The sequence below is a fragment of the Nonomuraea sp. NPDC005692 genome (assembly GCF_040631115.1).
In the GTDB taxonomy this organism is placed as follows: Bacteria; Actinomycetota; Actinomycetes; order Streptosporangiales; family Streptosporangiaceae; genus Nonomuraea.
The window spans coordinates 199,814-210,049 of record NZ_JBEXYU010000017.1; the positions used below are offsets into that span (position 1 = coordinate 199,814).

A 10,236-nucleotide genomic window follows, 5' to 3' on the forward strand; every position below is an offset into this window, starting at 1 on the left:
GACGGTCGCCGGGGTGGCGCCTCGGGGACGGGCGCGTGCGCTCATAGCCTGGTCACATGGTGACCCGGCTCGCGACCTGCAACCTGTGCGAGGCCATGTGCGGCCTGCGCGTCGACCTGGACGGCGACCGGATCACCGGCATCCGCGGCGACGAGGACGACCCGCTGTCGGCCGGGCACCTGTGCCCCAAGGCGGTGGCCCTGCAGGACGTGCGCGAGGACCCCGACCGGCTGCGCCGTCCCGTGGTCCGCACCCCGGACGGCTGGCGCGAGGTCTCCTGGGCGGAGGCGTTCGACCTGGTCGCCGCCCGGCTGGCCGGTACGCGCATCGTGCACGGCCCTGACGCCGTGGCCGTCTACCTCGGCAACCCGGTGGTCCACAGCCTGGGCGCGCTGACGCACGCGCCGCCGTTCGCCCGCCTGCTGGGCACCCGCAACCGCTACTCCGCCGCCTCCCTCGACCAGCTCCCGCACCAGTACGTCGCCCGCCACCTGTACGGCAGCCAGTGGCTGCTCCCCGTGCCCGACATCGACCGCACGGCCTACTTCCTGGCCTTCGGCGCCAACCCGGCCGTCTCCAACGGCAGCGTGATGAGCGCGCCCGGCGTCGTCCGGCGCATCCGCGACCTGCGGGCCCGCGGCGGCCGGATGGTGCTGTTCGACCCGCGCCGCACGGAGACCGCCCGGCTGGCCGACGAGCACCACTTCGTCCGCCCCGGCACCGACGCCGCGCTCATCCTGGCCATGGTCGGCCTGATCATCGCCGGTGGCGCCGCCCGTCCCGCGCTCTACGTGGACGGGCTCGACCGGCTGGCCCCGGCGCTGGAGGCGTTCACGCCCGAGCGGGCCGCGGCCGTCACCGGCGTGCCGGCCGAGGTGATCACCCGGATCGCGGCCGAGTTCGCCGCCGCCCCCACCGCCGCCGCCTACGGCCGGATCGGCGTGTCCACCCAGCGGTTCGGCACCCTGTGCCAGTGGGGGATCCAGCTGCTGAACCTGGTCACCGGCAACCTCGACCGGCCCGGCGGCACGCTGATGAGCAGGCCGGCCGTCGACCCGGTGCGCAACCGCCTGATCGACCCCGGCCACGAGGGCAGGTGGCGCAGCCGGGTGCGCGGCCTGCCGGAGTTCGGCGGCGAGCTGCCCGCCGCGGCGCTCGCCGAGGAGATCCGCACACCCGGCGAGGGGCAGGTGCGGGCGCTGGTGACCATCGCCGGCAACCCGGTGCGCTCGGCCCCCGGCGGGCACGAGCTGTCGCGGGCCCTGGCCGGGCTCGACTTCATGGTCAGCCTCGACTTCTACGTCAACGAGACCACCCGGCACGCCGACGTCATCCTCCCGCCCACCGACCTGCTCGAACGCGACCACTACGACCTCGTCTTCAACCTGGTCGCGGTCCGCGACCACGCCCGCTACACCCCGGCCGTGCTGCCCAGGACGCCCGGCGCCCGGCACGACTGGGAGATCCTGCGCGAGCTGGCCCGGCGATACCGCCGCCTGGTCCGGGCCGGCTCGCTGTCCGACCGGCTCATGCTGCGGCTCTCGCCGGAGCGGATCGTGGACCTCGGGCTGCGGGCGGGGCCGTACCGGCTGAGCGTGGCGCGGCTACGCCGCCACCCGCACGGGCTGGACCTGGGCCCGCTCAAGCCGAGCCTGCCGGGCCGGCTGCGCACGCCGGGCCGCCGCGTCCAGGCCGCGCCGCCCGTCCTGCTCGACGGGCTCGCCCGCGCCCGCGCCGAGCTCCTCGCCCCCGCCCCCGCCACCGCCCGCGCCGGGCTGCTGCTGATCGGCCGCCGGCACCTGCGCGACGACAACTCCTGGCTGCACAACTCCGCCCGGCTGGCCAAGGGCCGCCCCCGGCACCACCTGCTCATGCACCCCGACGACCTGCGCGCCCGCGGGCTCACCGACGGCGCGCCGGTCCTGGTGCGCTCCCGCAGCGGCGAGGTGACGGTGGAGGTCGGCGCGAGCGAGGACGTCATGCCCGGCGTGGTCAGCCTGCCCCACGGCTACGGCCACGACCGGCCGGGCGTGCTGCTGTCGGTCGCGACCACGCTCGGCGGCGCCAGCGCCAACGACCTCACCGACCCCCACCTCCTGGACGAGCTCACCGGCACCGCGGCGCTCAACGGCGTGCCCGTCACCGTCGAGCCGCTCAGGTGACGGGCACGATCTCCGCGCGGGTCAGCACGCCGTCCTCGACGGTCAGCAGCCCGAGCGTGCCGTGCGGCTGGCGGCGGCGGTCGGTGGGGGAGCCCGGGTTGAAGATGCGCAGCCCGTCGCCCGACTCGTCGAGCGGGATGTGGGAGTGGCCGAAGACCACCAGGGCGGCCTCGGGGAAGCGGCGGCGCAGGCGGGCCAGACGGCCCTTGGCGGGTCCGCTGTCGTGGATCATCCCGATCCGCAGGCCCTCCAGGGTCAGCTCCAGCGTCTCCGGCGCCACCACGTCGGGGCCGTCGTTGTTGCCCTTCACCACGTGCACCGGGGCGTAGGCGGCCAGCTCGTCGAGCACCGGGCGCACGCAGACGTCGCCGGCGTGCAGGATGACGTCGGCCCGACGCAGGTGCTCGGCCACCCGGGGCGGGCAGGTGCGCCACCGCCTGGGCGCGTGGGTGTCGGACAGAGCCACCACGTTCATCCAGGAGTCATGCCCGATCCGCGGGCAGATCCTCCAGCCAGGCCTGCCAGGCCGGAGCCTGGTGCGCGGGGTCGCCGAACAGCAGGTGCATGGCGAGCATGCTGCCGCCCATGCCCTGGACGAACCGGTAGAGGGCATCGGGGGTGCGGACGCCGACGCTCTGGGCGTTGCGGAAGTAGACCACGCCCTGGACCGGGGGCAGGCCGGGCGGCGTGAGCCGGACGGTGTCGCCGGGCTCGGGGCGGCCGCCGAGGGCGGCGTACAGGGACCGCCAGGCGCGCGGCCAGTCGCCCACCGGCGGGCCGGACTCGGTGAGCGGGGTCGCGGTACGGCCGGCGAAGTGGCCGAGGTACTCCGTCAGCGTCGCGAAGAACAGGGCCAGGCCCGTGGACATCGCCTCGTACTCCTGCTCCCAGTCGTCGCCGGGCAGGAAGCCGCTGGTGACCATGCGGACCAGGGTGCTGCCCTGGCCGCGGCCCTCCAGCAGGAACTCGTAGGCCACGAAACGGCCGTCGGGGCCCGGGACGCCGGAGTGGGCGAAGCGCTTGAGCGGATCTTCGGCGGTCACCCTGGACTCGGGCAGCTCGGCCCCGGCGAAGGCGGTGCGGATCGCGCCGCCCTCGACCTCGTTGCGGCCCATGAACCACGAGTCGATGCCCGGCCCGGTGGTGATGGCCTCCCACACCTGCTCGGGCGTCGCCTCGACCATGGACTCGAGGGGGATCTCGAACTCGTGCCCCACCTCAGGAGCCCTTCTTCACGGACGGGTGCACGGCGACGATCAGACGATGATCCCGCCCGCCTTCCGCGGACTCGTCATGATATTTGCTGACCAGCGAGGTCACGCACTGCGCCAGCTCCTCGGCGAACGCGGCCCGGTCGGCGGCCGAGGCGAAGCGCACCTCGCCGTCGATGGCGAACGTGGCCACCTTCTTCTGCGCCTTGGCCGCGCCGGTGATCAGCGTGCCGACGTCGCGGACGAGCTGCGCCGCCAGGGCCAGCAGCCAGCGCGCCGACAGCCGGTCGGGGGACCGGGCGGGATCGGGCTGCACGGCGGCCAGAGCCGTGGGGGAGATCACGAAGGAGGCGGCCGTGGCCTGCATGACGCGCTCGGTGACGTTGCCCTTCCTGCGCTCCTCGACCAGCTCGACCAGCCCGTGGCGTTCGAGGGTGCGCAGGTGGTAGTTGACCTTCTGCCGGGCCAGGCCCACCTTGGCGGCCAGGGACGTGGCAGAGCCCGGCTCGACCAGCTCGGCCAGCAACTTCGACCGCATCGGGTCGAGCGACGCCTCGGCGGCCGCCGCGTCTTCGATCACTGCCACTTCGTGCATGCCTGAACGATCGCACCGAAAAAAATCGTTGTCAAGCCAGCCGGGCGGCCTTGCCCTCCAGATAGCGCTGCTCAGGCAGACTGAGCGTACGCCGGGCCGCCTCGCGGAAGGCCAGCGCCGCCCCCTCCGCGTCGCCCTCCATCTCCAGCAGGTGGGCGCGGACGGCGGCCAGCCGGTGATGGCCCGCGAGCCGGTCGTCGCCGGCCAGGCCGTCGAGCAGGTCGAGCCCGGCCCGCGGGCCGTGCACCATGGCGGCGGCCACGGCCTGGTTGAGCCGCACCACCGGGTTGTCCTCCAGCCCGGCCAGCACGCCGTAGAGCGCCAGGATCTGCGGCCAGTCGGTCTCGGCGGACGTGGGCGCCTCGTCGTGCACGGCCGCGATCGCCGCCTGCAACTGGTACGGGCCCAGCGCGCTGGTGGCCAGCGCCTTGCTGACCAGCTCGACGCCCTCCTCGATCAGCCGCCGGTCCCACGACGAGCGGTCCTGCTCGGCCAGCGGCACCAGCGAGCCGCCCGGCCCGGTGCGCGCCGCCCGCCGCGCCTCGGTCAGCAGCATGAGCGCCAGCAGCCCGGCGACCTCGCCGTCGCCGGGCAGCAGCCGGTGGACGAGCCGGGCCAGCCGGATCGCCTCGCCGGTCAGCTCGGGCCGCTGCAGATCGGGCCCGGAGGTGGCGGTGTAACCCTCGTTGAAGATCAGGTAGAGCACGTGCAGCACCACGCGCAGCCGCTCGGCCCGCTCCTGCTCCGGCGGCGGCCCGAACGGCACCCCCGTGGACCTGATGCGCTGCTTGGCCCGGCTGATGCGCTGGGCCATCGTCGCCTCCGGCACCAGGAATGCCGCCGCGATCTGCGCCGTGGTCAGGCCGCCCACGGCCCGCAGCGTGAGCGCGAGCTGAGAGGGCTCCGAGAGCGACGGGTGACAGCACAGGAACAACAACGTCAGCGTGTCGTCGCCGGACGGCGTGCGCTCCTCGCCCGGCGCCGGCTCGACGAACTCGTCGGCCGGGACGGCGACCGCCGCGCTCTCCTCCCGCCGCCGGCGCGCGCTCTCGCTGCGGAAGTGGTCGATGACCCGGCGGGAGGCGACCGTGATCAGCCAGGCCCGCGGGTTGTCCGGCACGCCCTGGTCGGGCCACTGCACGGCGGCGTCGAGCAGGGCCTCCTGGACGGCGTCCTCGCAGGCGTCGAACTGCTCGTAGCGGCGGACGAGCACGCCGAGCACCTGCGGCGCCAGCTCGCGCAGCAGCCCTTCGATCACTCCGCCACCTCGTCGATGACCGGCCGCACCTCCATGGCGCACAGTCGCGCGTCCGGCCAGCGCGCGGCGATCTCGGTGGCCCGCTCGACGCTCGCGCAGTCGACGATCAGATAGCCCGCCAGGTACTCCTTGGCCTCCAGGAAGGGGCCGTCGGTGACGGCGGGCACGCCGTCGCGCACCATCACGGTCTTGGAGGAGGCGGGGTCGCCCAGCGCCTGGCCCCCGGCCAGCTCGCCGTTGGCCTCCAGCTCGGCCATGAGCGCGTCGACCTCGGCCATGACCTGGTCGAAGCCGTCGGCGACGGCCTGCTGGGCGGCGGGGTTGCTGTAGATGAGCAGCATGTATTTCACCTGCCTCATCCTAGGGTTCCGGGAAATCCGGCCGGGCCAGGCCGGGCTGGCCCGGCCGGTCGCAGCCCTGCGGGACGAGGGTGCCGGGCTGCCGGTCGTGGGCGGTCCGCACGCTCATGTGCAGGCGTAACCGGGAGCCCCGCGGGCTCTGGTCGAGCTCGACGCGGTCGCACAGGTGCTGGATCAGCCACAGGCCGAAGCCGAACCCCGCGGAGTGGGCGCGGCCGTGTTCGGCCGCGGCCAGGTGGGCGGCGCTGAGCCGGCCGGCCTCGTCCGCGATCTCCACCATGACGCCGCCGGCGTCGGTGCGGGCCACCACGGTGCCGGTGCCGCCGCCGTGGTCGAGGACGTTGGTGACCGCCTCGTTGACCGCCAGCACGAAGTTGTCCAGGCGCTCACCGGACAGCCCGCCGCGGCCGGCGTGGTCGCGCACGAGGCCGCGGATGGCGTCGAGATCGGTGCTGATGGGACAGCGTAGCTCCGGTTCCATGCCCATGGTCTGATCAGTCCTGCCTGGGTGTGGCGTGGCGGGAAACCCGGCTTTGGTTGCTTACCAGACCGGAGCCCGGCAAACTCCCGGGCCGCCCGGCCGCGGCGCGGACGGTTACTGGAGGCGGGCGCCGATGATGCACGTGTCGTCGTCGGTGTCGGAGTTGCTGTGCGTCAGGAGGTGGTCGAGGCGCTGCTCCAGGGTGGCCGCGGGATGCCGGGCGGTGTCCAGCAGCCGCTGCTGGGACTCGTGCAGGTTGACGTCACGTCGTTCGATCAGGCCGTCGGTGTACATGAGCAGGATGTCGTCGGAGGCGAGCTGCACGTGCGTCTCCTCGTACTCGGCCTCGGCGACCGCCCCGAGCAGCAGGCCCTTGGTCATGTCGAGCTCCCTGGCCTGGCCGTCGCGGACCAGGATGGGCGGCAGGTGCCCGGCCCTGGCGTAGCGCAGCACGCGGGTGCGGGGGTCGAACAGCCCGCAGATCGCGGTCGCGGTGACGTTCGCGGTCAGGTGGTGGGCGACCAGGTTGAGCCAGGTCAGCAGCTGGCCCGGCCCGGCGCCGGTGGCGGCCAGGCCGCGCAGCGCGTTGCGCAGCACGACCATGCCGGTGGCCGCCTCGATGCCGTGCCCGGCGACGTCGCCGACCGACAGCAGGATCTGCTTGGTGGGCAGCACGACGGCGTCGTACCAGTCGCCGCCGACCAGGTGCTCCTTCTCGGCCGGCCGGTAGCGCACGGCGATCTGCAGGTCGAACGCCTCCAGCGGCTCCCGGCTCGGCGGCATGATCGCCTGCTGGAGCTGCAGGGCCAGCCGGTTGCGCTCGGCGGCCTGCTGCTCGGTGTGGGCGAGCTGGTCGCGGGTGGCGGCCAGCGCCACCTCTGTCCAGTGCTGGGAGGAGATGTCCTGATAGGCGCCGCGGATGGACAGCAGCAGGCCGCTGTCGTCGAAGACGGGCTCGGCGACCACCCTGATGTGCCGTACGGTGCCGTCGGACCGCTGCAGCCGGTAGGCGGTGGAGGCCGGACGGCGGTGGTGCAGCACGGCCCGGACGAACCGGCCGATGGCCACGGCGTCGTCGGGGTGGGCGTGCGTGGCCAGGCGTTCCAGCGGGATGGGCGGCTCGTCGAGGGACATGCCGTACAGGTCGTGGAGCTGGGCGCTCCAGACGATCTCGCTGGTGAGCAGGTTCTCCTCGAAGCCGCCGATGCGCCCGAGCCGCTGGGCGTGCTGGAGCAGGTTGGCGAGCTGGGCGTCCTGGTCCTGCAGCCGCCAGATGAGCAGCACGCCGTCGCCGAGCCGGATGATCGCGATGCCCGCGACGGTGTGCAGCGGGATCTGGTCCACCAGGGCCGTGATCGTCATCTTCTCGGCCCTGAAGGTCTCGCCCGTGGCGTGCACGTGCTCGATCCTGGCCAGCAGCGCGCCCTCCTCGGCGGCCAGCGGGTACGCCTCCAGGAACAGGCTCCCGACGACCTCGCCGCGCGGCCGCCCGGCGGGGTCGAGGAAGCGCGGGTTGGCGTGCACGATACGGAAGTCGGTCAGCCGGCCCTCGGTGCCCAGCTGCGGACGCAGCACCAGCGCCGCGTCCGGCATCGCGTCGGCCAGGTCGATCAGCTCGGGCAGGACCTGCGGCTCGTGGACGGCCTGGTCGGTGGTCTCGAAGGTGTGGGCGCACAGGTCGGCCAGCACCTCGATCTGCTTGACGACCCGCGCGTCGGGCCGCGGCATCGCGTGCGGCCAGCCGATCTCCAGCACGCCCAGGATCCGGCCGCCCGTCCCGGCGGGCGCGGTCGCCCGCGCGCCGGGGGTCTGGCGCTGCCCGATCGAGGGCAGGCCGACGGCGGCCAGGTCGTCCAGCCACACCGTGCCACGGGCCAGCAGCGCGCGGCGGGCCGGTGTGGCGACGCCCGGCGGCACGTAACGCCAGCGCCTGGCCTCCTCGTCGGCCAGCCCCGCGTATCCGGCCAGGGTGAGCGACGCGTCCGGCCCGGCCTCCCAGATGGCGACCGTCGTCGCGCCGAGCGCGGACAGGGCGTGCTCCAGCAGCGACTGCGCCACGGCCTGCGCGTCGGTGGCGGTCAGCGCCCCGTTCTCGGCGGTACGCAGCCGCACCGCCACCTCCGCGGACTCCTCGGCGCGGGCCGAGCTCAGGAAGTCGCGGGCGGCCTCGCTGATGCGGTCGTGGGCGGCCTGGTTGATGATGTCGGCGGCCAGTTCCAGCTGCGTCACCCCCGCCTGGTCGGCCAGGGTGGCGAGCTGCCTGGCGGCGGCGGCCAGGCTGCACTGAAGGCGCTCGACCAGCACGCCCTTGGCCACCTCGACCAGGGCGCGGCCCTCGGCGGCCCGCTGGGCCTCCAGGATCTGGCTGTGCAGGCGGTCGACCGTCGCGGCCAGGCGGCCGAGATTGGGCGGCTCGGTACGCTCCGGCGGCACGGCGGCCGCCGGATCGTGCGGGTGGTGCACTGCGTTGCTCCTTGGGGGGACGGGTCAGGCGCCGAGCCAGTGACGGATGCGTTCGACCAGATGGTCGGCCTCGACCGGCTTGGTCACGTAGTCGCTCGCGCCGGCCGCCAGCGCCTTCTCCTGGTCGCCCGGCATCGCCTTGGCCGTGACCGCGATGATGGGCAGGTCGGCGTACTGGGCCATCGCGCGGATGCGGGCGGTGGCGGTGTAGCCGTCCATCTCGGGCATCATCACGTCCATCAGCACCAGGTCGATCTGCGGGTGGGCGACGAGCGTGTCGATGCCCTTGCGGCCGTCCTCGGCGTGCAGCACGTCGATGCCGTGCACCTCCAGCATGCTGGTCAGCGCGAACAGGTTACGGGCGTCGTCGTCGACGATCAGCACGGTCCGGCCCGTCAGCGAGGTGTCGATCTCGGCCCCGGAGAGCTGGTTGACGTTCCCGGCCCGGATCAGCGGCAGCACGTCGCCGGGCTGGTCGGCGGTCAGGTGCAGGGCGATGCGCTCGCGCAGCTCGTCCAGGCTGGACAGCAGCTCCAGCGGCTGGCCGCCCTCGCGCGTCTGCAACGGCACCGCCTGCTGGGAGCTGGCCCGCCAGTTGTTGTAGGCCAGGACCGGCACCGAGTTCAGGGCCTGGTCGCCGTCCATGGCCTCCAGCAGGCGGTAGGCGCTCTGGTCGGGCAGGTCGAGGTCGAGCACGATGCAGTGGCAGGGGTCGGCGGCGAGCGTGGCCGCGGCCTCCTGCGCTCCGGCGGCCGTGACGATCTCGATCGTCTCGTCCTTGCTCAGCGCCAGCTCCGTCACCACGCTCTCGGCCACGTGCGAGAGCAGGCCCTGCGGCCGCTCCTCGATCACGAGCAGGCGGCGCGGCTGCGGCTGGTGGGACCTGGCCGGAGCGGCCGCCTCCTGCTCGGGCGTGGTGACGCGGGCGGCCTCGACGACGACCGAGGGGTCGGCCAGGGCCTTCTTCGGGGAGAGCCCGATGAAGTCCGGCCGGGCGATCGGCAGGTAGAGGGTGAACACGCTGCCCTGGCCCGGCGTGCTCTGCGCCCCGATCGCGCCGCCGAGCAGGTGGGCGATCTCGCGGCTGATGGACAGGCCGAGGCCGGTGCCGCCGTACTTGCGGCTGGTGGTGCCGTCGGCCTGCTGGAACGCGCCGAAGATGGCTTCGAGCTGCTGGGCGGCGATGCCGATGCCGGTGTCGACCACCCGCAGGGCGATGGCCGCGCCGTGCTGGCGCACCGAGGCCGGCAGCTCGTCCTGGGCGGCCGGCTCGATGCGCAGCTCGACGCTGCCGGTCTCGGTGAACTTGACCGCGTTCGACAGCAGGTTGCGCAGCACCTGGCGCAGCCGCGAGTCGTCGGTCACGACCTCCACCGGGATGCCGGGGGCGTTCGTGATCGTGAAGTCGAGGCTCTTCTGCGACGTCATCGGCCGGAACGTGGCCTCGACGTAGTCCAGAAGCTGGCGCAACGGCACGCGTTCGGGGTTGATGTCCATCTTGCCCGCCTCGACCTTGGACAGGTCGAGGATGTCGTTGATCAGCTGGAGCAGGTCGGAGCCGGCCGAGTGGATGATCTCGGCGTACTCGACCTGCTTGGCCGTCAGGTTGCGCGTGTGGTTCTGGGCCAGCAGCTGGGCCAGGATGAGCAGCGAGTTGAGCGGCGTGCGCAGCTCGTGGCTCATGTTCGCCAGGAACTCGCTCTTGTA

At 73.7% G+C, this 10,236-nt stretch carries 9 protein-coding genes; 1 reads left to right on the forward strand and 8 read right to left on the reverse strand.

Features of this window, described 5'->3' with window-relative positions; all coding sequences use genetic code 11:
* The first annotated feature begins 56 nt into the window (after positions 1-56).
* The gene (locus ABZ459_RS30670; RefSeq protein ID WP_357977557.1) at positions 57-2,162 is read left to right on the forward strand and encodes a molybdopterin-dependent oxidoreductase; all 2,106 of its coding nucleotides are present in this window, start codon (positions 57-59) and stop codon (positions 2,160-2,162) included.
* Here the strand turns inward: ABZ459_RS30670 and ABZ459_RS30675 are convergent.
* The 8 genes from ABZ459_RS30675 to ABZ459_RS30710 all read right to left on the reverse strand — a co-directional run.
* Positions 2,155-2,637: a metallophosphoesterase family protein gene (locus tag ABZ459_RS30675; RefSeq protein ID WP_357977560.1), complete on the reverse strand. Its 483-nt coding sequence runs from the start codon at positions 2,635-2,637 to the stop codon at positions 2,155-2,157. The genes ABZ459_RS30670 and ABZ459_RS30675 overlap by 8 nt on opposite strands.
* 7 nt (positions 2,638-2,644) lie before the next feature.
* Positions 2,645-3,379 (reverse strand): SRPBCC domain-containing protein, encoded by a 735-nt coding sequence (locus ABZ459_RS30680; RefSeq protein WP_357977564.1) that lies wholly within the window; start codon positions 3,377-3,379, stop codon positions 2,645-2,647.
* Between the two features lies 1 nt (position 3,380).
* Positions 3,381-3,968, reverse strand: a complete 588-nt coding sequence (locus ABZ459_RS30685; protein WP_357977567.1) for a helix-turn-helix domain-containing protein — start codon at positions 3,966-3,968, stop codon at positions 3,381-3,383.
* A 31-nt stretch (positions 3,969-3,999) separates the two neighbouring features.
* A complete protein-coding gene (locus ABZ459_RS30690; RefSeq protein ID WP_357977570.1) occupies positions 4,000-5,226 on the reverse strand; it encodes a sigma-70 family RNA polymerase sigma factor in 1,227 nt (408 codons plus the stop codon).
* The gene (locus ABZ459_RS30695; RefSeq protein WP_352331477.1) at positions 5,223-5,567 is read right to left on the reverse strand and encodes a YciI family protein; all 345 of its coding nucleotides are present in this window, start codon (positions 5,565-5,567) and stop codon (positions 5,223-5,225) included. The genes ABZ459_RS30690 and ABZ459_RS30695 overlap by 4 nt, the downstream gene beginning before the upstream one ends.
* A gap of 19 nt (positions 5,568-5,586) precedes the next feature.
* A complete protein-coding gene (locus tag ABZ459_RS30700; protein ID WP_357977573.1) occupies positions 5,587-6,066 on the reverse strand; it encodes an ATP-binding protein in 480 nt (159 codons plus the stop codon).
* A 114-nt stretch (positions 6,067-6,180) separates the two neighbouring features.
* Positions 6,181-8,529: a SpoIIE family protein phosphatase gene (locus tag ABZ459_RS30705; protein WP_357977575.1), complete on the reverse strand. Its 2,349-nt coding sequence runs from the start codon at positions 8,527-8,529 to the stop codon at positions 6,181-6,183.
* Positions 8,530-8,553: 24 nt separating this feature from the next.
* On the reverse strand, positions 8,554-10,236 hold a 1,683-nt coding region (locus tag ABZ459_RS30710; RefSeq protein ID WP_357977577.1), incomplete at its 5' end, for a response regulator.

Coding starts and splice junctions, on each gene's coding strand:
- ABZ459_RS30700 (WP_357977573.1), bottom strand. CDS start 6,066: ATGGAACCGGAGCTACGCTGTCCCATCAGCACCGATCTCGACGCCATC.
- ABZ459_RS30695 (WP_352331477.1), bottom strand. CDS start 5,567: ATGCTGCTCATCTACAGCAACCCCGCCGCCCAGCAGGCCGTCGCCGAC.
- ABZ459_RS30670 (WP_357977557.1), top strand. CDS start 57: ATGGTGACCCGGCTCGCGACCTGCAACCTGTGCGAGGCCATGTGCGGC.
- ABZ459_RS30685 (WP_357977567.1), bottom strand. CDS start 3,968: ATGCACGAAGTGGCAGTGATCGAAGACGCGGCGGCCGCCGAGGCGTCG.
- ABZ459_RS30675 (WP_357977560.1), bottom strand. CDS start 2,637: ATGAACGTGGTGGCTCTGTCCGACACCCACGCGCCCAGGCGGTGGCGC.